Source organism: Bacillus nitratireducens, assembly GCF_036320425.1.
Lineage (GTDB): Bacteria > Bacillota > Bacilli > Bacillales > Bacillaceae_G > Bacillus_A > Bacillus_A nitratireducens.
On sequence record NZ_JAUMJO010000008.1, the window covers coordinates 189,050 to 213,402 of the forward strand.

The window sequence follows — 24,353 nt, forward strand, 5'->3', positions numbered from 1 at the left end:
CTCTAAAAAAGAACAGGAGAAACCCATTGTGACAGGCTCCTCCTAGTAAATAACCGATATATTGTATATCTATATAATATACTATTTTCCACAAAAAGTAAAGTTAAACATACATTGGAAAAGCACTTATTTTATCCCGCTATTTGTGGGCTAATAATCAGTGGGGGATGAACAGAACCCCCACTAATTATAGTTTCACTTTACTGATAATGCGTACGTTCCATCGCCATTATCATATTTATATACGTACAAGTAATACTTACCTGGTTTTGCATTAAATTTTGCTTCTATATGATTTCCATTAGCTTGACCGTAAGCTGCGTAATTTTGCATATCTGATTCATGGTGAAGTACCCATGTCATCCCAATTCTATATTCATTTAGAACAGCAATATCGATATCTTTCGCTGATGCTACATTAAATGTATAAGTATCAGTGTGATCCCCGCCGATAAGGCTACCTTTTATAGTAGTGTTTAGCCCGATATGATTCGCTTCTTCTGGACGATTATTTGGTTCTGATTCTGTTAAACTTCCATCTTTAATTGTAACAGTTGTTTCGCTTCTACTCTCTTTTCCTTTATCATCTTTTACTCTTAACGCTACTTTATAAGTTCCTTCTCTTTCATATGCATGTACTGGATTAACTTCTTTACTTGTTCTGCCGTCTCCAAAATCCCATAAATAAGAAACGATTTTTCCATCTTCGTCGTTTGATCCATCACTTTTGAATTGAATTCCTTCTTTTACACCCCCATTATAAGGCCCGTTTACATTAACCGTCGGAGCTTTATTTTCTCCGTCATCTTTTGCGATACCATGGAAGACTACATCATATTCAAATTCATTTAAACTATTCACACGATAATTAACGAAGTACGCTGTAACCGTTTTGTAGCCGCTCCATTCTTTTTGCATCAATTGTTCTAAAGCCTCATTTACTCTTTTGCTCATTGTTTTCCAGTCTGCTGACTCACCTTTTGTTACACTACCTGTGAACGTGCCTTCTAATGTAAATGTATTAAAGAATTGAGATGTATGCTTTGTCATTTTTGTATCTTTCATAGACAACGTATCACTAATTTCTTTCTTCACTTCTGTTAATGCTTTTGGTGCATGTTCAACTAAATAATCATCTGCTACTTCCGGTACATTATACTTATCTTGATTATCAATTAACTGCTGCATATACTCTTGATACTCTTTATTTAACTTAGAATCTTTACTTAAAGTCTCACGATACGTATCATAATTTCCCACATCATTCGCACGAATTAAATCTTGAATTTTATCAAACGTTTCAAATTGATGCGTATATAAGTAAGACTGCAATGCGAACGAGTAGTTATAGAAATCCCAAGAACCATATTTAGCAAATAGTGTACGCTCTGCTGTATAACGGCTTGCAGGATCAGATGATAATCCGCTAATTATGCTCTTTCTCGGTACTACATTATTTGTACGAGTAGATCCTGCGAAAAATTCTGCATTCCCTTCTTGGAACCAAGTTAATCTTTCATTTTGATACATATCTCCTCTTCCAAATAAACCAGGAACTTCATATCTCCCTTGAAGATAATGAGTAAACTCATGACGGAATAACTCTTCTAAACTATAAATACTTTGCTCTGGCGTACGCTCATATGTAAAGAATGTCCCTGTCTCTTCAATATAAATTCCACCGTTGTTTGTTTCATATCCATACAATTGTCTATTTAACTGGTATTCGTCTGGAGTATTATAGATTACTATCGTTAATACGTCGTCTGCATTACCTTGTTCTAAAGCTTTGTCATTTCCGATCACACGGTGATATTGCGCTTTTACTTCCTTCGCAGCCCAATATAATCTCTTAATTTTCTCTTCTGACACTTTATCCCCAGTTTTAAATACAATAGATCCATCATCGAATGTATACGTTTTTGGTAAGTATTGCTCTTTTCCTTCTTTACGTATCTTCTCTAAATCTACCGTATTCCCGCTATAATCTTTCCCATTATAGTTTGTTGTAATTTGTTCTACCGCAACAAAATACGGCTCACTTAAACGCGGGTACATATGCATTGCCTGTGTAACAACCTCTAATCCTTTATTTGGATTACTATGAAACTTACCTAAACGACTAGCAAAATAAATTCCATTATTAACGAGCCACTTATTTTCTGATGTTACTTGATTTAAAAGAGCAATACGATTTATTTCATTAATAAGCCCATCTACTTTCCCATACCACATTGTATCTTTTGCCTCTTTACGAGTTTCAAATAAATAAGATTGCATATCATAATCAATACCTTGCATCATATCGTATACAGCTTGTCCTTTCATACGATCGTCTACATATGTATGAAAGTTATCATTATATTGTTTTAAAATATTAGCCGCATATTGAACCGTTTCAACATCACTTGAAGCATTACTAATTAATTTACCATATGCAGATACGACTGAATCTTGCTCATATGTACCGAGCTTAAAGTTTGGATTTGTTGCAATTGCTTTTAGAGCAGGTAAACATTTGTCCTGGAAACTTCTCTCATTTAATTCGCCTAATTCATTATTGTAAAAGGCAAGATAAAAAGCTGAACGTAACACTTCAGTAAACGTTTGAATTCCTTTTGAATCCTCTTTTGTAAATGTACTACCTCTATGAGCTAATTCGTCTATAACTGCTTGCATTTTCCCTTTGTCTTTATAAAAAGCCTTTGCATCTTCATTAAACTGGAATAAGTCTGCAATTTGATTCCATTTAATACTTCCTAACGTTTCAACTAATTCTTGATTATTCATTTTGTTTAAATCAGCCATTGAATAGCTTTCTTTAACTTGCTTTACTTCTGAACTCTTCATAATAGATGCTGGTCGCTGTGAAAAGTCTCCTACTTGTAAACGTTCTTGAAACGATAATGTTTCATCAACTTTCGAAATATGCCCAACTTCATCTACTGGTTTTTCAATTCCAACCGGTTTCGTTTTCAACACATTATACGGTACTTTTTCTTCCGCTGATGCATGAGTTTGAAGTGCTCCTAACGATAGAGCCATTGTACTAATACTAAGCATAACTTTATTAATCTTTGATTTTTTGTTCATACCATTGTCCCCCTAATTAAATATTCCATTCAAGAATTTAACATAAAATTTGGATACAACAATATAAAATGCAATATTTCATATTATTTCTTCCTGCATTTTGAACATATAGTGAACGCCCTTGCCTTTATCTAACCTCCAATGATTATGAATCTATAGCGATTAAACTGTCCTTTTACACACGATAAAAATCGAATTTTTTGACAATTAAACCTTTAATTGTTATGATTAATATAATTGTTAACTTTATTAAATAAGGGTGGGATTCTATGATAAAAAAAGAGAACAGTGTATTCTATATCTCCATCTTGCTAACAACATTATTCATCATATGGGGAATTACCCCGGCAAGTTGGATACAAGGCTATGATTTACAAAGCGTTACATCTTCTTTAAACTCATTCATTCTCAATAAATTTGGATGGTTTTACTCTCTACTTATGACCTCAATGCTTATTTTAGCTACTTATTTAGCATTTTCTAAGTATGGATCTATTCGTCTTAGTAAAGATGGAGAAAAACCAAAGTATAGTTATCCATCTTGGCTATCCATGTTGTTTGGGGCAGGAATGGGAATTGGACTCCTCTTTTACGGAATTACTGAACCGATTTCACATTTTACAGATCCATTAACAGGAAAAGCAGGCACAGAAGAAAGCGCCAAGCTCGCTATGCAATATTCATTTTTCCACTGGGGACTCTTTCCGTGGTCACTATACGCGATGGTTGCTTTAACAATTGCATATTTCACGTTCCGCAAACAAAAAGGTAGCACAATTGGGGCTACAGTTACTCCATTATTTAATCGATCGAAAAATTCTCCTATCGGAAAAACAGTCGATATTTTAGCTGTTTTAGCCACAGTATTCGGTATTGTGCCATCTGTTGGGATCGGTGCTCAACAAATCGCCGGAGGATTAAGCTATTTATTCCCTTCTATTCATAACACTTTACTTACACAGCTTGTACTTATCGCCATCTTCGCTGTTTTATATTTAACAAGTGCACAAACTGGCTTAGATCGTGGGATTAAATATTTGAGTAACTTAAATTTCTCTCTTGCAGGTATTTTACTCGTCTCCTTTTTACTTTTAGGACCAACCGTATTTATTATGAAATATTTCACATCTACACTCGGTTCTTATATTGGGGCTTTACCTAGTATGGGATTAAATTTAGGAGCATTTAATGAAAAATCTTCTTCGTGGATTGAAAACTGGACTATTTTTTATTGGGGATGGTGGATCTCTTGGTCTCCATTCGTTGGTACATTCATCGCCCGTATTTCTAAAGGGCGCACAATAAAAGAATTTATTTTTGGAGTTGTATTAGTTCCAACTCTTATCTGTACATTTTGGTTTGCAGTATTTGGTGGTACCGCTATCCATATGGAAATGTTCCAATCGCTTGGAATAGCTGATGAAATCGCAAAAAATGGTACAGAGATTGGATTATTTGCTGTTATTTCACACCTACCATTCTCTACATTTTTAACAATTATCGGGTTAATTTTAGTAGCCACATTTTTCGTTACTTCTGCCGACTCGGCAACATTTGTTGTTTCAATGCAAACGAGTAACGGAAGCTTATCACCGAAAAACAGTTTAAAACTTATATGGGGATTAACAATCGCGATAATTGCAGCTATTTTATTACAAGCAGGAGGACTAAATGCACTACAAATTGCAGCTATAATCGCAGCTCTACCATTTTCTATCGTAGTCGTTCTTATGGTTACTTCGCTCTTTAAAGAGCTGAGAAAAGAAGATGTTAATTCGCAAACAAAAGAAGTTCCGCAAAAAATAAAAAAGGTTATGTAACAATTAGCACCTCTTCTCAATGGGGGTATTCGGTCCTCAAATTAATCCTGAATCCGTTATTACTGAGGGCGGCAAAGTAAATTAAATAAAACCCATTCGTATGAAATATAATTTTCATACGAATGGGTTTTTACTCTATTATATAGTGCTGTAAACATGCTTTCTCCTCAAAACCTACTTTCTTGTACAACTTCATCGCACGATCATTATTCGTATTCAAACATAGTTCTATCTCTCTCATCCCTTGAAAGGAGAAAATATACTGAATTGCACCTTGTAATAACCGCTCTCCAACACCTTTTCTTCTACTATTTTCAGTGGTTGCAATAAATTCTATATTCGCTTCTTGAAACTCCGGATTTACTTCAACATATACATAACCTTCTAACTTATCATTCTTCATACTTACAAATAATTTATTCGTATCACTTAAACGTTCGATAATTTCATTTCCTTCATAATATGTATTAGGGAAAACATTATTGTGCAAAGCGATAAACTGCTCAAATACTTTTGGTAAAGCTTCTTCTACATTACATATAATACGTTGTCCCGCAATATTATTTAAAATGAAAATACTATGTCGATCTTGTTCTTTAGCATGTAAATCCTTCATTAAGCGGGCACAATTATTATTTTCTACATGATAAAAACCATAAAATTTCTCAATATGAAAAGGCACCTTTTCTATAAGTTCCTTCCACATATGTAAAGCAACTTCTTTCCAATTCTCTGCAATAATAAAAGGCCCCCATATTTCTGCACATTTTTTTACTTCATCCACATCAAATCCTAATACACCTATTATTTTATTATTTTCATAAGTAACAGCAAAAGATTGTTCCCAGCCTATATCAGAAAAATCATGGATAATTGTCTGTAATAACTCCTCTTTCTCATCTCCACAATAACCAACATGATGCGTAGCATCTTTATTCATATTCGCAATAAATGATGCCACCTCTTCAATTTTCAAAATAGAACTAACATGCATAATCTCTCCTCCTTCTCTAATACATTTACACTTTCTCCATTTATATCCTTCTAAAAAAAGACATCATCATAAGCATATTTCAAAATAAAATCGCCATGATAATGTCTTCTCAAAAATTTATATAATTATTTTACATTATAATAAGATAAAACGTTTTTATTTCTTAAATAATCTCTTTCTAAATACAAACATACTCAGTGCTGAAAGAACTAATGCTACGCCTGAAAGTAACGTTGATGTATTCGCTTGTCCACCTGTTGCTCCTAGCGATTTCTTACTTTCTTCTTGTTTATTAACAACTGGTTCATTTTCTTTCATGCTTTGATTCTCTACTACTTTTTCTGTCACAACCTGATTATTCACGTTTTGTTCTTGAACTACTGTGGATTGGTTTATTTCTTCTTTCAATTTTTCAATCTCTCGTGCTACTTCTTTTTCTTTCGCCCCTTCAACCTCTGTTGTTAGCTCTTTCACTTCTTCTTTCGAGCCTTCAGCTTCTTTTGCTGGTTCTTTTGATTCTTCAACTTCTGTCGTTGGTTCTTTTACTTCTTCTTTCGTTTCTTCAACTTCTGTCGTTGGTTCTTTTACTTCTTCAACTTCCGTTGTTGGTTCTTTTACTTCTTCAACTTCCGTTGTTGGTTCTTTTACTTCTTCTTTTGACCCTTCAACTTCCGTTGTTGGTTCTTTTACTTCTTCTTTTGCTTCTTCAACTTCCGTTGTTGGTCCTTTTACTTCTTCTTTTGACCCTTCAACTTCCGTTGTTGGTTCTTTTACTTCTTCTTTTGCTTCTTCAACTTCCGTTGTTGGTTCTTTTACTTCTTCTTTTGACCCTTCAACTTCCGTTGTTGGTTCTTTTACTTCTTCTTTTGACCCTTCAACTTCCGTTGTTGGTTCTTTTACTTCTTCTTTTTCAACTATATTCTGGATTACTGTTCCGTTAAAACTTATACTAGTTTCATCCGAATCTAAATCAAATTTATATACCTTTTCACCTGGAGTACTCCATTTCATTACTCCGTTATTAAACGTTCCACCCTCACTTGTTAGTTTAATATTCTCAATAGTTTCTCCTTCTAAATCATATACGGGAACTTGAATTTCTTCATTTACTTTTGCTTCATTTAAAATGATTTTTTGTCTTCCAACATCAATTGAAAACCATTGACCTAATTGTATTAACGGCCTTACATCACGAATCTCATTTCCAGCTAATTTTAAACTGAGTAGGTCTAACATTGAACCAAGAACTGATACATCTTTAATATGATTATCCGCAAGGTTTAACCACTGTAAATTTTCCAGTGAAGATAACGGCGTTATATCTTCAATTTTATTATGAGATACATTCACCTCTTTCAATTGTTTCAAGTTTGAAATGAACTCAATATTTTTCAACCCTACTCCTTCTAAAGTGAGGTTTTCTAAGTTCGTCATGTATTCTAAACCAGTTAGATCTTTTATCTCTTTTCCTTTTTCTTTAAGTATCTCTAAAGTTTTAATCTGTAATAAATCTTCTTTTGTTATAGGGGCATTTAGATTCTCTCTACCAAAATTCTTTTTATTAATATGCTGTTGTAAATTTCCATCAAGAATTACATTTTTACTTTCTGTTTGTTTTTCAACTATACTTTGTATAACCGTCCCATTAAATCTTATTTTACTTTCAGCAGAATTCGTATCTAGTTTGAATTCATATATTTTTTCTCCAGGACTATTCCATTTTATAAACCCGTTATTCAGAGTAGCCTCTTCACTTTTCACATAAATATTTTGAAGTGTTTCTCCTTTAAGATTGTATATTGGAATTTTTATTTCTTCATCCACGCCTGCTTCATCTAAAAAGATTTTTTGTCTTTGAATATCGATATACATTCTTTTTCCTAATTCTTGAACAGGTCTAACATCACGAATTTCATTCGAACCCAGCTTTAAATCATATAAACCTGTTAATTGACTAAGTGGCGTTATATCTGAAATATAGTTTTCCTCTAAATTAAGTGATTGTACAGTAGATAATCTTAATAAAGGTTCGATGTTTTTTAATTCATTTTTAGAAAGGTCTAACTCCACTAATTTTTTCATTGAGGTAATATGCTCGATATTAGTAAGTCCATTGTTACTTAAAGATAAATTTTTCACATTTTTCAATTGCTCAATCCCAGCAAGATTAGCATTACTAATTTGATTATTTGCCAAAGTTAGAGTCCTTAAAGAAGTTACTGTAAACAATGGTGTTATATCTTTTATATCATTACTATTTAAATCTAATATTTTAATCTTCTTCATTTGACTCAATGGGCTTACATCTGAAATTTTATTGTTTCTTAAACTTAAATTCTCAATATTCTCTAACTCAGCCAAAGGTTCAATATTTTGAAGTTCACTATAAGTTATATTTACTGATTTCAACTGTCTCAACTTCGAGATAAACTGCATATTGTCTAACTTAACTTCTTCCAACGTTAAGTTTTCTAAGTTCGTCATATATTCTAGACCGCTTACATCTTTTATCCCTTTACTTTTTGCCTCAACAACTATTAAAGATTTAACTTTTAATAAATCTTCCTTAGTTATTGGCGTATTTAGATTCTCTCTATTCAAGTTATATTTATTAATATGCATTTGTAATTGCTTATCTACTATTACATTTCCACTTTCATCTTGTTGATCCACTTTATCCTCTTTATTTTCCTTTTGTTCTTCTGGAACATTGTTTTCTAAATTCAATGTATTTACTTCAAATTGCACTTGATACTTATTATCATAGGCCATTGTCGGAATATAAATATGCATTTGCATATTATACCTCTTTCCTAATTCCCCTACTTCAAACTGAATCACTTTCGTTCCATTTTTCTTTTTATCTTCTGATATTACTTTTACATCATGAAACACACCAGGAGTATGAATATCTTCTGTTTTCAAGTATTTGAAGAAATCACTCTCACTTAACGTTGCCGTTACAATTTTCTTTCCATTCTCAATCGTTAACTTAGGATCCTTTATATAAACAGCTGCCATAGACTCTTCATTCGTTTTATCTTTATACGCTTTAATAACAGCATCATATGTACCATCTTCTAAAGCATACCCCGTTTTATTAGCCTCGATTGCTACCGCTGCTAAAGCAGGTGTTGAATACACAGCAAACGGTAGCGCTAAGGCTGCCGCCACTAGCATTGCATTGATATGTTTTCTTTTAGTTTTTTTCAACTTTACATCTCCTCCAAAATCTATAAATCCAAATATTATCATTTCTTGAATAAATGATAATGATTTTCATTATCATTGTCAACTAAAAAAATAAAAAGTTTACAAAAAAATAATCCCTTTAAAAGGGATTATGCCATCTTTTCACCTGATTCTTCTTTAAAGAAGCTCTTCATCGCATGGAATACATCTGCTTTTTGCTTTAAAATATAATATCTGAAATTCTCATCTTTAATATTTTTATAGGCTGACATCAGCGTACTGTGGCGGTTGTATTGATTCACTTCCCCATACCCAAACATATTACATTTTTTCATCAGCTCTTCAACAAGCTTTACACATCTAGCATTATCCGAAGTTAAATTATCACCGTCTGAAAAATGGAATGGATAAATATTATAGCGGTCTGGTGAATATTTATTATCGATTAGCTCAAGTGCTTTTTTGTATACGGAAGAACAGATCGTTCCGCCACTTTCTCCTTTTGAAAAGAACTCTTCTTCTGTAACTACTTTTGCCTCTGTATGATGGGCAATAAACTCAATATCTACCGTTTCATACTTTGTGCGCAAAAATCTTGTCATCCAAAAGAAGAAGCTACGTGCCATATACTTCTCCCATATTCCCATCGATCCACTCGTATCCATCATCGCTAATACAACGGCTTTCGAATCTGGCTTTAACACCTCATTCCAAGTACGGAACTTTAAATCTTCTTGGTGAATCGGGTGGAAGGATGCTTTGCCGCCCATTGCATTTCGTTTATATGCAGATATCATCGTTCGTTTCTTATCAATGTTTCCCCATAATCCTGTTTTTCTAATGTCATTAAATTCAATGTGCTCAATCCTGTTTTCATCCATTTCTTTCCTCTTTAAATTCGGCAGCTCTAATTCTTTGAAAAACGCTTGCTCTAATTCTAAAATTGAGACTTCCGCTTCATAATAATCTTCCCCAGCTGAATCTCCTGCCCCTTGCCCTTTTCCTGGTCCTTTTTGCTTTTGACCACCTGATCCATCCCTCGCAACGACATCACCAACTTTGCTGTCACCGTTTCCTTGCCCAACATGTTTATTTTTATCATAATTGTATCTAATCTTATATTCATCTAAAGAACGAATCGGTATTTTCACAACATCCTTGCCATTAGACATAACTATACTTTCTTCTGTTACAAGGTCTGGTAAATTATTTTTGATTGCCTCCTGCACTTTTTCTTGATGGCGTTGTTGGTCGTCATATCCTTTGCGATGGAGGGACCAGTTTTCCTGTGAAATCGTATAATTTGGTTGGTTTTCTTCGCCCATTCCTTTCCCTCCTTACTGTAATTGTCTTCCTCTATGAACAGCAATCTATAAATTTTGTTCTGTAATATGCCAAGCTAGAATATTTGAAAGGTAACTGCCCATTGAAAATCATCCCATAAACATATATAGCGTTTTTCATACAATACTCCGAGCATCCTAAACAAAATTTTGCCACTCACATAATAGAAAGAAACATTCAGCCGTTGATAAGAAAGAAACACAATGCATTGTTGCACACATTTTCGTATTGCAACATATTGTATTGTGTTGGCTTTTTTCGTATGAATGGTTGGTTACTCTATCATATGCATATTGTAAAAATAATTGACAATAAATTCATAAAATCGCATCTTAATTTATTATATTTGGACAAGCTATGACACTTTTTACAAGTATCAATAGATAACAAAACGCCGTCCCAAGAACAAGAGACAGCGTTTTGTTATCAAACTATCGATTTAACAAACTACCTACATAACGTAACAATTCATTCGCAGATGAAGAATTATATCCATGCTCATCAATTAAGCGTGCAACAACATCATTGATTTTCTTAAGCTGATTTTCATCTGGTGTTTTCGTTGATGTTGTAATTTTCACTATATCTTTTAAATCAGCAAATAGTTTTTTCTGAATCGCTTCACGAAGACGTTCATGTGAATTATAATCAAAGCGCTTTCCTTTACGGGCATAAGCAGAAATTCGAATTAAAATTTCTTCACGGAATGCTTTCTTAGCATTTTCTGAAATTCCAATTTGCTCTTCAATCGAACGCATAAGTTTTTCATCTGGGCTCATTTCTTCTCCCGTTAACGGATCACGTAATTTTGATTTATTACAATACGCTTCAACGTTATCTAAGTAGTTATCCATGAGTGTCTTAGCTGATTCTTCGTATGAATAAACAAACGCTTTTTGTACTTCTTTCTTAGCAATTTCATCGTATTCTTTTCTCGCTAATGAGATGAAATTCATATAACGCTCTCGATCTTCATTACTAATTGATGGATGTTGATCCAACCCGTCTTTTAGCGATCTAAGTACATCTAGTGCATTAATAGATGGTACCTCTTTTCGAATAATTGTAGAAGAAATTCGGTTAATAACATAACGAGGATCAATACCTTTCATACCTTCATCTTGATATTCACGTTGCAATTCTTCTACATCAATCGCATTATAACCTTCTACCGTTTCTCCATCATATAAACGCATCTTTTTAATTAAATCAATATCCGGACGCTTCGGATCTTTTAAACGAGTTAAAATAGTGAACATTGCTGCAACTCGAAGTGTATGCGGTGCAATGTGAACATTGGACACGTCACTTTCACGAATCATTTTTTCATAAATATGTTCTTCTTCACTAACTCGTAAGTTATAAGGAACTGGCATTACAATAATTCTTGAGTGCAATGCTTCATTTTTCTTATTTGCTATAAAGGAGCGATACTCTGTTTCATTCGTATGCGCTACAATTAATTCATCTGCTGAAATAAGCGCAAATCTACCTGCTTTGAAATTCCCCTCTTGTGTAAGTGATAATAAGTGCCATAAAAACTTCTCATCACACTTTAACATTTCCTGGAACTCCATCATACCTCGGTTCGCCTTATTTAATTCTCCATCAAATCGGTACGCACGAGGATCTGATTCTGAACCATATTCTGCAATCGTAGAAAAGTCTAGACTACCTGTTAAATCGGCAATATCTTGTGATTTTGGATCAGATGGACTAAATGTACCAATCCCTGTACGGCGATCTTCAGAGAAGAAAATACGCTCTACAACTACATCCTCAATTCTTGATCCATATTCTTGCTCTAAACGCATCACATTTAATGGTGATAAATTCCCTTCAATTCTTACTCCATACTCATCAAAGAAGTCATCACGTAAATGGTGCGGAATTAAATGCAATGGATCTTCATGCATTGGGCAACCTTTAATTGCGAAAATAGCCCCTCGATCTGTACGTGAATATGTTTCTAATCCTCGTTTCAACATCGTAACTAAAGTTGATTTACCACCACTAACAGGACCCATTAATAATAAAATACGTTTTCTAACATCTAATCGTTTTGCAGATGGATGAAAATATTCTTCTACAAGGCGTTCTAACGCATCCTCTAATCCAAACAGCTGATTACTAAAGAAATTATATTTTCTTCTACCATCAACTTCTTCAATTCCGGCATCTTTTATCATATTGTAAATGCGAGAGTGTGCTGTTTGAGCCACCCATGGTCTTTCTTTCACAAGCTCCAAATACTCCGCAAACGTACCTTCCCATTGTAAACGTTCTTCTGCTGCTCGATGCTGTTCAATCTTTTTTAGAATATCCATTATAGCTCCTCCCCCATCTCCTTGTTCAATCGGATTATTATAAAAGGTATGCTAGGATGTCCTTAAACATTCTTTAAATCAAAACGAAATATATAATAGCTCTATAAAATTCTCTCCAAAATTCAAAGAAAATTCTGTATAATAAGGGTATTAACGTTTTCACGCTACTATTCATTGTAAATAAATTCTTTTCTTCTAGGAACCTTACATACATTTCGATTCACAAATAAGATTCGTAAACCGAAAAAGTAAGGAGGAAATTAGTATGAAGTTATTATTAATTTTAGGTGTATCACTCACATTTCTTACAGCTATTTTCACATCTGGTTATAACGATACGCCAGGTACACATAAAAAGTGATGTGCTTTTTAGCACATCACTTTTTTTCTTGTTTTTATAAACTATTTAAAATAAATATTTTCCACATCGTATATCGATAAAGGACGATTATAAAAATAGCCTTGTACGATTTTCACATTCTTTTCCTTTAAAAATTGTATTTGTTCCGCTTTTTCTACTCCTTCTGCAATTACATTTAATCCTAGAGTATGTGCTAAATGAATAATTGCAGCCGTAATATTCGTATCTCTTTCATCTATATATATACCTTCCATAAAAGAACGATCAATTTTTAACGTATCAATCGGATATGTTTTTAAATAACTTAAAGATGAATATCCCGTTCCAAAGTCATCTAAATGAATTTTTAAATTTTGTTCTTTTAACTGCAATAGCACTCTTTTCGATACATCTTTATGTATAAGAGCCCCTTCTGTAACTTCTATTGCTAATAAATGAGGTGGGACATTGTACTTGTTTAAAGCGCGTGTAATCATCTCTATCAATGTAATAGAACGAAAATGTCTAGCTGAAATATTAACTGCAATTGGTACAACTTCATACCCTTTATTTAACCATTCACGTATTTGTTCACACACTTGATGTACTACCCATTCATCAAGTTTAATAATAAATCCTGTTCTTTCAGCAAGCGGGATAAATTGATTTGGCGAGACCAATCCTAGCTCCTTATTCTCCCACCTTATTAAGGCTTCCATACTGGCTATCTTTCCCGTTTCAATATTAATTTGAGGTTGATAATATAGGAAAAATTCATCTTTTTCTATAGCACGATGTAACTGATTTTCTATTATAAACCTTTGTTCACGTTCACAATCTAATCCACTACAATAAAAATGATAATACCCTTTTCCTTTTTCCTTGGCTTTTTCCAAAGCTGCGTCGACTCTTTGGAAAAGTATTTTTTCATCCATTCCATCTTCTGGGGCCATTACAATCCCAATTGATGCACTCAAATAAACATCCTCTTCTTCTAGTACAAAATGCCCACTAATTTTTTTTAGTATTGTTTGTGCAACTTCCTCTACGCATTCTCTCGTTATATTTTCTATTAACATAACAAATTGATCATCATGTTCTCTAAATAAATGCATATCTTCTATTTTTACGTCTCGTAAGCATTCAGTAACCTTTTTTAAGACTTGATCTCCTTCTTTATGACCAAATGTATCATTAATAAGGTGAAATTCATCCAAATCTATAAAAACCAATGCGAATTTTTTATTCTCAGCTAAAAATTCATTTAGTTTATTTGTACATGATATTCTATTCATTAACCCTGTTAACTGATCGAAGTAAGCCAAATATTCTGTTTTCATCTCATTTAATACTTGCCTTGTAACATCCCTCGTAACTATGTACACCCCGACGATTTCACTATTCACAATAATGGGGATTGTCCTAACGGAAATATAAAGTTCATATCCTTCTTTATGAATATATTTCTTTGCAACAATTTGTTGTGCTCTTCCTTGTAAAACCCCCTTAAATATAGTTTGAAAAGCCTGTTCATATTCCTTATTTATAAACTGAAAAACAAATTGATTACTTAGTTCTTCATATCGATATCCAAATATTTCATATGTTGCTGGATTTGCATATGTAATTCTCCCAATAGAATTTACAGATACAATGGAGTCATTATTATATTCTAGTAATGACTTAAATAACATTTGTTTTTCTTCTATTTCCACTTTTTCCTTAACCTGTGCTGTAATATCCCTAGTAATACAAATAATAAACTGACATATTCCATTTACATCACATACTGGATTAAGTAAAGATTCATAATGTATATTACCAGTTGGTAAACTAATTACATCACAAAATGTATTTGCTCTCGCTTCTCTCATTACTTTTGCATATTGCCTTTGTAATACCCTTGCCGTATCTTCTGGTAATACTTCTGCAAAAGTTTTTCCATAACATTCTGTTCCTAGCCTGGCATAATCCATTCCTATTTTATTCACATAAATATATTTAAAAGTTTCATCATCAATAACTTTCACAATAAAAACTAAATCTTGAATAGCATGTAGCAGTCCCTGTTTTACTAAATCCATATCTATCATACTTAAATAGGTATTTTGATTGTTATATTGTTCCTTCATATTTATCTCAACCTGTCTTATCTATTTTTATTCATATACCTCATTCTATATGAATATGTACCGTTTTTAAAATGTATGATTACATATTTTCTAAAATAAATAAAAAAGTCGCCAAATGGCGACTTTTAATAAACGATTTCTAAATCTAATCCTGGATAATTTTGTTGACGGAACGCTTCATAAATTAAAATTGCTGCTGTATTAGATAAATTTAATGAACGTACTTTATCCGTCATTGGAATACGTAAACAATGATCGAAGTTTTCTTCAATTACATTAGCTGGTAATCCATTTGTTTCTCTTCCAAACACGAAATAGTAATCCTTCTCACGTTTGCTATAATCAAATGCTGTATGAGCTTTCTCGCCATACTTTGTTAAATAGAAGAATTCACCATCTTTATTTTTCTCATAAAATTCTTCGATTGAATCATAATACGTAACTTTTACGTGCTGCCAATAATCTAATCCTGCACGCTTTAACATTTTGTCATCCGTTGAAAATCCAAGCGGTCTAATCAAATGTAATTCTGTTCCAGTTGCTGCACACGTACGTGCAATATTTCCTGTATTTGCTGGAATTTCTGGTTGATATAAAACAACATGTACTCCCACGCGATATTCACCTCTATTTTTTGTCTACTACGTATTATACCACTTGAACGAAAAATCTCTACCCATTAATAATATGAAAGAATTTATATTTCATTTGCGGTGTATATTTACTAGAGTCTTCATAATTCCAATAACGCCGACGGCTATTCGCTGAATGTGCATTTACAAGCGGCATACCATCTGCGTCCTTTGCTACTACAATTGTCGTATGATTCCACCTACCATCATCCTCAAAATCATACGCAATTACATCGCCAAGAATTAGGTCTTCTGGCTTTTCTACCGCTTCTGCCCGAAGCCCTGTTGTAGCACCTGACAAATACCAATAAAAAGAGTGTGCTACAGCCCAGCTCCAACTCCATTGGTTTCCCCTTTGCCACCACCCTTTACGAATATTAGGATGTCCGTTCATTGGCACTTCTCCAGTGTGCAGACATTGTGAAATGAAATTTGTACAATTATCAGGGAAATTACGGTATACAGGATTGCGATCATCCCACCAACGCTCTGCATATTTCACTGCCTCTAAACGATTATATTGATATGAACCGTATTTTTCTTTCGTGACTTCTCGTTCTAACTTTTCACCTATCCCTATTTCTTCTGACACCTCAAGAGCATAATCATCTATTACACGATTATTTTTCAGACAAACTCGTCGTTTTAATTGTTCCTCTTCGATATAAAATAATTCTTTATGCTTAATTAAATATTTAAAGTGTACTTGATAATCAATTTCTTGATGCTCACTACTATTTAATTGTCTCATGAAAGAAATATCGGCAGTTGCTTTCACTATATCTGCACTACGTTTTTGAAACAATTGTTTCTTTCTCTGTACCATTCGTAATAAATCTTCAGCAATACCATCCACGTCAGTTCGTTTCTCTGTGATATATGCTAAAAACTGTTGTACTTGCTTTTCAATATTCGCTTTTACAACCATTTCGTCTCCCTCCCATATTACAATATGAAAAAGGGAGATATTATCTACTCTTTTTTCTGTGCTAACAATTCAAGTCCACGATTCATTTCATGAAGAACCTCTTCATCTTTCTCACGTTCCATCGCTTTTTCAATTGCTTCGCCTATTCCATCTCCGCCAATTTTCCCAAGTGCCCATGCTGCTGTTCCGCGAAGTACTGGTCTTGGGTCATCTTTCATAACACCGATTAAATCAGGAATTGCTGCTGTTTCTTTAAAATGCGCAAGTGCTAAAATAGCATTTCGTTGCAATGGTTTTTTACCTCTCCATGAACCAGACATAATTCCATACTTCTCTTTAAAATCACGATTACTAATTGTTAAAAGTGGTGTTAATAACGGTTTAACTAACTCAGGATCAGGCTCCATCTCAGGATGGTTGTGGAAATCCATTCCTTTATTTTTTGGACAAACAGTCTGACATGTATCACATCCATATATACGGTTTCCTATTTTATCGCGATATTCTTCAGGCAGAAACCCTTTTGTCTGTGTTAAAAATGCGATACATTTCTTCGAGTCTAACTGTCCACCCTGTACTAAAGCACCTGTAGGACAAATATCAATACACTTCGTACAACTTCCACATTGATCTTCTATTGGCTGATCCGGAGGGAATGGGACGTTCGTAATCATTTCTCCTAAGTATACATACGAACCAAATTCCGGCGTAATAATAGCGCAGTTCTTACCACTCCATCCAATACCGGCACGTTCTGATACAGCTCGATCACTTAGTTCACCTGTATCGACCATTGATTTCACTTCTATATCCGGAAGTTTCTCGATTAAATATGCCTCTAACTTTTGCAAACGATCTCGTAAAACGAGATGATAATCTTGTCCCCACGAAGCACGACAAAAAATCCCGCGGCGTTCTCCACGCTTACTTAATGGTGCATTTTTTAATTTTGAAGGGTACGCTAAAGCAATCGCAATGATTGATTTTGCACCAGGTAGTAAAAGCTGTGGATTCGTTCTCTTCTCTATATCAGGCTCTTCGAATCCAGACTGATAATTTAATTGTTGCTGCTGGATTAATCGTTGCTTTAATTCCTCAAATGGTGATGCACTAGCAAACCCTATTTTATCTATACCAATCGTTTTACTATACGCAATTACTTCTTGCTTTAATTGTTCAAAATCCATTCTTTATCGCCTCCTCCGATGAATCTATCCCTTATGTAACGACTATATTGGTTAGTAATTCACTTTTGGAATACTATTCTTTACTTCTATTTTCGCATACAATTACGCTTTTCAAACATTAAAAAACGCAATGCCTCGTTTATCTTAGAAACGAAACACTGCGTTGATCACAATTTATTAGAAAAACATTAAATAAAATTTGGAGCGGGTGAAGAGAATCGAACTCTCGACCAGAGCTTGGAAGGCTCTTGTTTTACCACTAAACTACACCCGCAAATATGAAATAAATATAAGATATTAAAATAACTTATGTAAAGTAGTATAGCATGTAAAAAAATACGAAGCAAGAATTTTATCGAAAAAAGTCGAAAAAGTGATGAGATAACTCATCACTTTTTCAATTCTTTATCAATTGCCTTCTTCATACTATCGAAATCAGGATTTGCAAGATTTCCATTTATATATACTGAAGGAGCACCTTGAACTTTTAATTTTTGAGCACGATCTGAATCTTTACGTACTTTGTCTTTCATTTCTTTACTGTGTAAATCTTTTTTAAACTGTTCTACATTAATTTTCGGAAGCTTTTCTTTCACAATATTAAGAAGTAATTCTTCTGTAATCCATTCTTCCGTATCTTTCTTTTGATTTTGATAAATCTCATCATAGAAAATCCAGAATGAATCTTGATCTTGTTTATAAATCGCTTCACCAGCAGCTGCACCTAAATCAGAGTCTTTTCCGATAAATGGGAAGTTAATAAAATATAACTGCACTTTACCTTTATCAATATATTCTTCTTTTAATCGTGGTAATACTGTTACATCCCAAGTACGACAAGCAGGACATTTGAAGTCTCCAAATTCAACTACCTTAACTGGAGCATCATCTTTCCCTAAAGATTGTTGCGTAGAATAAGCAAACATCTCATTCCCTTTATCTTTTTTGTCATTTATGATGCTATACGCAATTGTTCCGATTACAATCAATACTGCGATAGAAAAAACTACACCAAGAACCATGAGTTTATTTGATTTCATATACATTCCTCTTTAAATTCATATTCTGTATACAGCATTGTACACAATACACATAATATCAACACTTATATCGGTCACGCAATGAACACGCTCACATAAATTACAAAAATACAACATTTGTGACAATATTGTGTCGTCTTTTGTCACAAATTATTCAAAAAAAGAAGCTCCTATATAGGAACTTCTTTTAACTTACTGCTTTTTCACGGGCATTTTTTAACATGGATTGCTCTGTTTTTATATCATGACGAATTACTAGTTTCTCGCTAACTGCTTGCACATATTCATCATGATTTATATAGCCTTCTTTCTCCATTAACCTTAAAACTACATTCCGTCTCTCAACTGCTTTATCATAATTTTGTGCAGGTGAGTAATAAGCCGGTGCTTTTACTACAGCAGCCATCATTGCACTTTCAGCCAGTGTTAATTGATTCACTTTTTTACCGAAGTAAAGGTTTGCTGCTTTTTCAATCCCCCATGCGCCTTCTCCGTAGTAAATATTACTTACATACAATTTTAATATCTCATCCTTTGTGAATGTACGTTCAATCTTTTTCGTATAAAAAATTTCTTTCCACTTACGGGAAAATGTACGTTCATTAGATAGGAAAGCATTTTTAGATAACTGCTGTGTAATCGTGCTTCCTCCTTGCACAACACCACCAGCTTTTATATTCTCAATAGACGCCCTGATAATCGCTATATAGTCTAAACCGTTATGATGATAAAATCTTTTATCTTCCGTCGCAATAAATGCGTGTGTTAATGATTCTGGCACCTCTAAATTAGCAGGTACATGTAATTTACTAATATCACTTCGCTCAATCATTACATTTCCAACGAATAATAATGCAAAACTTAACAATAATAATAATATAATGGCTTTATAAAGAAATTTATTTAATGGATTTAATGCAACTTTTTGATGATAGTTCACTCTAGATAATACTCGTTCTTTCATCTCGAACACCTCTTTTCCACACAGCATATATAACTCTTAACTTAAGAATACCTTGTTGTAAAAGAATATCCCATCGATTTCTCTTACACGTACCTTACAACATTGTAAGGTGTAAAAATGTATTGTATCACAGTCCTTTTTTATCTACTATTCATATGAAATGTTGAATATACATTATTTTAAAACATTCATAACCAATAGCAGCGTAGAAATTAAGAGCAGTATACTTCCTTAATTCCACTTTATTCTTTTATTATATCATCTATAAATTTCTATTTTTGAACATCTAGTAATCTAATTATATATGATATATCATCATTATACAGAACAAACGTTCTAAAAATCAATACTAGCTTTATTATCATTTTGACCTTTTTCTGAAGTAATATACATAAGAAAAGGGTAGCTATTTGAGTGTATCTCAAATAGCTACCCTTTTCTTACAACCTGCCTATAAGGTTATATGGCTGTACTTCCCACGTTTCATATGGAATGAAATGCGTTGCTCTCATCGCATCAACAGTTCTTGATTTCATATGAGGACGCGTTATATACTCATCGATGTTCTTTTCATTTAAAGCAATAAACTTAGCCTCTTGTATTTCTTCAGGTTGAATTTTTATATCACCACTCACATATGCCACTTTAAACACAACAGCTAAAATATGCATAGAAGCATTATAATAAACACCTGTAATTCCGATAGGCTTTACCGTTAATCCTGTTTCCTCCTTTATTTCCCTACAAACAGCTTGATCGAGTGCTTCTCCTTCTTCTACCTGTCCCCCAGGCATTTCCCACGTATCCGCTCGCCAATGCACTCTTGTTAAAAGCACCTCATTCTTTTCATTTGTTAAATAGCCTGCTACGGCAACGATATGCTTTGGTGTTTTATGCTCCATAGAAATACCTCCTAGAAATACAATCATTTAAAATACTATCTATAATCATATTCCATAACTACAACAAAACACCTTTAATAATTCATCATCGTAATTAACTTCACAAAAAAAAGACCCTATTCGTTAAACGAAAGGATCTTCTGTCTTATTATTCTCCTAAGTCTACGTTGTGGTAAACTTGCTGTACATCTTCTAAATCTTCTAATGCATCAACCATTTTTTCAAATTGTGCTTGAGCATCTTCAGGAAGTTCTACATCATTTTGTGCAAGCATTGTTAATTCTGCAACTGTAAATTCTTCAACACCAGCATCTTTAAGTGCAGATTGTACGGAATGGAATTGATCAGGTTCAGCATAAACGATAACAGACTCTTCTTCTTCTAGAATGTCACGTGCATCTACATCTGCTTCCATTAAAATTTCAAGAACTTCATCTGATGTTTTACCTTCAAGACCAATAACAGCTGTCGCGTCAAACATATAAGCTACAGAACCGTTTACGCCCATGTTACCACTGTTTTTGCTAAATGCAGCTCGTACATCTGCTGCAGTACGGTTTACGTTATTTGTAAGTGTATCTACAATTACCATAGATCCGTTTGGTCCGAATCCTTCATAACGAAGCTCATCATAATTTTCTTCTGAACCGCCTTTTGCCTTTTCAACTGCACGATCAATAATTGTTCTTGGTACGTTGTATGTTTTCGCACGTTCTAATACAACTCTAAGCGCTTGGTTTGATTCTGGATCTGGCTCGCCTTGTTTTGCTGCCACATAAATTTCACGTCCAAACTTCGCGTATATACGGCTTGTATTTGCATCTTTTGATGCTTTTTTTTCTTTAATATTATTCCATTTACGACCCATACTTTCCACTCTCTTTCCCATTTTAAATCTACATAAAAATATTAATATGAAATATAATGTGTATTCAACACATTTTTAAAAGAAATATAAAAAGTTCATTTTTGATTCATATTACAGACATAATATAAATTACTATCATTTTGTTCTTTCGACAAGTTATATTATACATGAATTCCTACGTTTATTACGAATTTTAGAATCAGGTAACATAATTTAACAAAAAAGACTCTAACATTTCTGTTAGAGTCTTTTTACATCACCGATTCCCATAATATTCCTATAATCACTTTCTATTGCTGTATAATTAAAATAGGAAAAAATTTGAAGGAAAGATGGGGGAAAGTAATTATGAAACATTCAAATGAGAAAAAAGCACATAGTCTTAAAGGGATAGGAGAAAAGCTAAACCCAACTATCTATCAAGTGAGATTCATGAAATTAGATGAACCAATTCGATTTGAGTTGTTTCCTGAATTAAAGGAATTAGGGGACTGGTTGAGTACTTCAACGCCAATGTGGGCGTGCCACTCAACTATGTACAAGTACAACAGAGAAGAGTTTGAAAAGAGGTTTTTAGAAATTACAAACTTAACCGTTGATAATGTACTAATATCTACTGGTGGTGTCGGATTTAACTTCATGTCACCTGGGTGGAGAAATTCTCTCTAGAGTGCTGGAAAAAATTATTGTATATGTAATATTCTACTGAAATTCTATAAAAGGATAAAACCGAACGTTCAGTTTTATCCTTTTAGTACTTCATAGTTTCTTCCAACTGTATCTAAAGTTCGTCGCTTACCCACCGCACACTACCTCCTACGCACTATTAGTGCTTATTTTGTCGTGTAATGAAAACACAAAAAGACTCTATACAATTAGTATAGAGTCTTGATGTTACGCCGTTCTTGATACCGATGGTCGGGGTCGAACCGACACTCCCGAAGGAACACGATTTTGAGTCGTGCGCGTCTGCCAATTCCGCCACATCGGCACAATAAGAAAGGCGGCAACCGGATTTGAACCGGTGGTAAAGGTTTTGCAGACCTCTGCCTTACCACTTGGCTATGCCGCCATATGAAGTTAAAATGGAGCGGAAGACGGGATTCGAACCCGCGACCCCAACCTTGGCAAGGTTGTATTCTACCACTGAACTACTTCCGCAAAAATGGCTGGGCTAGCTGGATTCGAACCAGCGCATGACGGAGTCAAAGTCCGTTGCCTTACCGCTTGGCTATAGCCCATCGATTTCTTACTTAATTATATGTAAGTATCAATTAGATTATTTGTAATTTTTAAAATAAAAATGGGGCGACTGATGGGAATCGAACCCACGAATGCCGGAGCCACAATCCGGTGCGTTAACCACTTCGCCACAACCGCCATGTTGTGTATATATATTTGGCAGGGGCAGTAGGAATCGAACCCACACTGGAGGTTTTGGAGACCTCAGTTCTACCTTTAAACTATGCCCCTATGTAAATGGTGGAGGGGGGCAGATTCGAACTGCCGAACCCGAAGGAGCGGATTTACAGTCCGCCGCGTTTAGCCACTTCGCTACCCCTCCGAAACTTACATGGTGCCGGCTAGAGGACTTGAACCCCCAACCTACTGATTACAAGTCAGTTGCTCTACCAATTGAGCTAAGCCGGCATATTTTATTAAAATAAATGGTGGCTCGGGACGGAATCGAACCGCCGACACGAGGATTTTCAGTCCTCTGCTCTACCGACTGAGCTACCGAGCCTTATTAAAATGGCGGTCCCGACCGGGGTCGAACCGGCGATCTCCTGCGTGACAGGCAGGCATGTTAACCACTACACCACGGGACCATTTGGTTGCGGGGACAGGATTTGAACCTGCGACCTTCGGGTTATGAGCCCGACGAGCTACCGTACTGCTCCACCCCGCGACAATATTATTCATATAATTTATATGGTGGAGGATGACGGGATCGAACCGCCGACCCCCTGCTTGTAAGGCAGGTGCTCTCCCAGCTGAGCTAATCCTCCAAAAGTGGTGACCCGTACGGGATTCGAACCCGTGTTACCGCCGTGAAAGGGCGGTGTCTTAACCACTTGACCAACGGGCCAAATATCATAAATCCTATGGCGGAGAGCAAGGGATTCGAACCCTTGATACGCTTGTGACGTATACACGATTTCCAATCGTGCTCCTTCGGCCAACTCGGACAGCTCTCCAATGGCTCCGCAGGTAGGAATCGAACCTACGACCGATCGGTTAACAGCCGATAGCTCTACCGCTGAGCTACTGCGGAATAATATTGCCTGGCAACGTCCTACTCTCACAGGGACAAGGTCCCAACTACCATCGGCGCTAGAGAGCTTAACTTCCGTGTTCGGTATGGGAACGGGTGTGACCTCTCTGCCATCATTACCAGACATTATTCTTTTGAGACAATCATTATTATAACTTATTCACTTCAAAAGTCAACAAGTTTTTTATGTTCTCTCAAAACTAGATAACATTGCTACATATTATATGGTTAAGTCCTCGATCTATTAGTATTCGTCAGCTCCACATGTCACCATGCTTCCACCTCGAACCTATCAACCTGATCATCTTTCAGGGA

General features: G+C 34.6%; 15 protein-coding genes, 16 tRNA genes and 2 rRNA genes. 2 read left to right on the forward strand and 31 right to left on the reverse strand.

Going from position 1 to position 24,353, the window contains the following annotated elements:
- Positions 1-195: 195 nt before the first annotated feature.
- Positions 196-3,093 carry a collagenase ColA gene (gene colA / locus Q3V31_RS25275; RefSeq protein WP_329767427.1) on the reverse strand — a complete coding sequence of 966 codons (2,898 nt, stop codon included), beginning with the start codon at positions 3,091-3,093 and terminating at the stop codon, positions 196-198.
- 269 nt (positions 3,094-3,362) lie between these two features.
- Here colA and opuD point away from each other — a divergent pair, with 269 nt between their 5' ends.
- Complete coding sequence (opuD, locus tag Q3V31_RS25280) at positions 3,363-4,913, forward strand: glycine betaine transporter OpuD (RefSeq protein ID WP_000591600.1); 1,551 nt, start codon at positions 3,363-3,365, stop codon at positions 4,911-4,913.
- 130 nt (positions 4,914-5,043) lie between these two features.
- On the opposite strand, the gene Q3V31_RS25285 is transcribed toward opuD, so the two are convergent.
- The 13 genes from Q3V31_RS25285 to Q3V31_RS25345 all read right to left on the reverse strand — a co-directional run bounded on the left by Q3V31_RS25285 (position 5,044) and on the right by Q3V31_RS25345 (position 21,763).
- On the reverse strand, positions 5,044-5,907 hold the full coding sequence (locus Q3V31_RS25285; protein WP_329767428.1) for a GNAT family N-acetyltransferase: 864 nt from the start codon (positions 5,905-5,907) through the stop codon (positions 5,044-5,046).
- Positions 5,908-6,063: 156 nt separating this feature from the next.
- A complete protein-coding gene (locus Q3V31_RS25290) occupies positions 6,064-9,120 on the reverse strand; it encodes an NEAT domain-containing protein (RefSeq protein WP_329767429.1) in 3,057 nt (1,018 codons plus the stop codon).
- A 128-nt stretch (positions 9,121-9,248) separates the two neighbouring features.
- Positions 9,249-10,424 carry a sporulation protein YhbH gene (gene yhbH, locus Q3V31_RS25295; RefSeq protein WP_000503521.1) on the reverse strand — a complete coding sequence of 392 codons (1,176 nt, stop codon included), beginning with the start codon at positions 10,422-10,424 and terminating at the stop codon, positions 9,249-9,251.
- A 450-nt stretch (positions 10,425-10,874) separates the two neighbouring features.
- Entirely contained in the window at positions 10,875-12,770 is a 1,896-nt protein-coding gene (locus Q3V31_RS25300) for a PrkA family serine protein kinase (protein ID WP_000353273.1), read from the reverse strand.
- A gap of 402 nt (positions 12,771-13,172) precedes the next feature.
- Positions 13,173-15,242 (reverse strand): sensor domain-containing protein, encoded by a 2,070-nt coding sequence (locus Q3V31_RS25305; RefSeq protein ID WP_329767432.1) that lies wholly within the window; start codon positions 15,240-15,242, stop codon positions 13,173-13,175.
- A gap of 125 nt (positions 15,243-15,367) precedes the next feature.
- Positions 15,368-15,856 (reverse strand): tRNA (uridine(34)/cytosine(34)/5-carboxymethylaminomethyluridine(34)-2'-O)-methyltransferase TrmL, encoded by a 489-nt coding sequence (gene trmL, locus Q3V31_RS25310; RefSeq protein WP_000538149.1) that lies wholly within the window; start codon positions 15,854-15,856, stop codon positions 15,368-15,370.
- A 58-nt stretch (positions 15,857-15,914) separates the two neighbouring features.
- The gene (locus Q3V31_RS25315; protein ID WP_000260426.1) at positions 15,915-16,802 is read right to left on the reverse strand and encodes an amidase domain-containing protein; all 888 of its coding nucleotides are present in this window, start codon (positions 16,800-16,802) and stop codon (positions 15,915-15,917) included.
- Positions 16,803-16,846: 44 nt separating this feature from the next.
- Positions 16,847-17,989 carry a tRNA epoxyqueuosine(34) reductase QueG gene (gene queG, locus Q3V31_RS25320; RefSeq protein WP_000345233.1) on the reverse strand — a complete coding sequence of 381 codons (1,143 nt, stop codon included), beginning with the start codon at positions 17,987-17,989 and terminating at the stop codon, positions 16,847-16,849.
- A gap of 200 nt (positions 17,990-18,189) precedes the next feature.
- Positions 18,190-18,263: transfer RNA gene (locus Q3V31_RS25325), tRNA-Gly, on the reverse strand.
- Positions 18,264-18,378: 115 nt separating this feature from the next.
- Positions 18,379-19,029, reverse strand: a complete 651-nt coding sequence (locus Q3V31_RS25330; RefSeq protein WP_000841326.1) for a DsbA family protein — start codon at positions 19,027-19,029, stop codon at positions 18,379-18,381.
- Positions 19,030-19,216: 187 nt separating this feature from the next.
- Positions 19,217-19,993 carry a transglycosylase domain-containing protein gene (locus Q3V31_RS25335; protein ID WP_000664693.1) on the reverse strand — a complete coding sequence of 259 codons (777 nt, stop codon included), beginning with the start codon at positions 19,991-19,993 and terminating at the stop codon, positions 19,217-19,219.
- Positions 19,994-20,433: 440 nt separating this feature from the next.
- Positions 20,434-20,895, reverse strand: coding sequence for an NUDIX hydrolase (locus Q3V31_RS25340; RefSeq protein WP_000400466.1), 462 nt, complete (start codon positions 20,893-20,895; stop codon positions 20,434-20,436).
- A gap of 148 nt (positions 20,896-21,043) precedes the next feature.
- On the reverse strand, positions 21,044-21,763 hold the full coding sequence (locus tag Q3V31_RS25345) for a YebC/PmpR family DNA-binding transcriptional regulator (protein WP_016128625.1): 720 nt from the start codon (positions 21,761-21,763) through the stop codon (positions 21,044-21,046).
- Positions 21,764-22,111: 348 nt separating this feature from the next.
- On the opposite strand from Q3V31_RS25345, the gene Q3V31_RS25350 reads away from it, so the two are divergent.
- Positions 22,112-22,432, forward strand: coding sequence for a DUF3884 family protein (locus tag Q3V31_RS25350; RefSeq protein WP_000682914.1), 321 nt, complete (start codon positions 22,112-22,114; stop codon positions 22,430-22,432).
- A gap of 240 nt (positions 22,433-22,672) precedes the next feature.
- Here the strand turns inward: Q3V31_RS25350 and Q3V31_RS25355 are convergent.
- The 17 genes from Q3V31_RS25355 to Q3V31_RS25435 all read right to left on the reverse strand — a co-directional run.
- A tRNA-Leu gene (locus Q3V31_RS25355) sits at positions 22,673-22,754 on the reverse strand.
- A gap of 10 nt (positions 22,755-22,764) precedes the next feature.
- Positions 22,765-22,835: transfer RNA gene (locus Q3V31_RS25360), tRNA-Cys, on the reverse strand.
- A 14-nt stretch (positions 22,836-22,849) separates the two neighbouring features.
- A tRNA-Gly gene (locus Q3V31_RS25365) sits at positions 22,850-22,924 on the reverse strand.
- Positions 22,925-22,929: 5 nt separating this feature from the next.
- Positions 22,930-23,004: transfer RNA gene (locus Q3V31_RS25370), tRNA-Gln, on the reverse strand.
- A 63-nt stretch (positions 23,005-23,067) separates the two neighbouring features.
- Positions 23,068-23,143, reverse strand: a tRNA-His gene (locus Q3V31_RS25375).
- Between the two features lie 19 nt (positions 23,144-23,162).
- Positions 23,163-23,236 (reverse strand) — tRNA-Trp (locus Q3V31_RS25380).
- 7 nt (positions 23,237-23,243) lie between these two features.
- Positions 23,244-23,327: transfer RNA gene (locus Q3V31_RS25385), tRNA-Tyr, on the reverse strand.
- Positions 23,328-23,337: 10 nt separating this feature from the next.
- Positions 23,338-23,413: transfer RNA gene (locus tag Q3V31_RS25390), tRNA-Thr, on the reverse strand.
- Positions 23,414-23,431: 18 nt separating this feature from the next.
- A tRNA-Phe gene (locus tag Q3V31_RS25395) sits at positions 23,432-23,507 on the reverse strand.
- Positions 23,508-23,516: 9 nt separating this feature from the next.
- Positions 23,517-23,592 (reverse strand) — tRNA-Asp (locus tag Q3V31_RS25400).
- A 3-nt stretch (positions 23,593-23,595) separates the two neighbouring features.
- A tRNA-Met gene (locus tag Q3V31_RS25405) sits at positions 23,596-23,672 on the reverse strand.
- 24 nt (positions 23,673-23,696) lie between these two features.
- Positions 23,697-23,772: transfer RNA gene (locus tag Q3V31_RS25410), tRNA-Val, on the reverse strand.
- A gap of 5 nt (positions 23,773-23,777) precedes the next feature.
- Positions 23,778-23,852 (reverse strand) — tRNA-Glu (locus Q3V31_RS25415).
- A gap of 17 nt (positions 23,853-23,869) precedes the next feature.
- Positions 23,870-23,961 (reverse strand) — tRNA-Ser (locus Q3V31_RS25420).
- A 2-nt stretch (positions 23,962-23,963) separates the two neighbouring features.
- Positions 23,964-24,038, reverse strand: a tRNA-Asn gene (locus tag Q3V31_RS25425).
- 8 nt (positions 24,039-24,046) lie between these two features.
- Positions 24,047-24,162: ribosomal RNA gene (rrf, locus tag Q3V31_RS25430) — 5S ribosomal RNA — on the reverse strand.
- 100 nt (positions 24,163-24,262) lie between these two features.
- Positions 24,263-24,353, reverse strand: a 23S ribosomal RNA gene (locus tag Q3V31_RS25435); the annotation flags it as partial.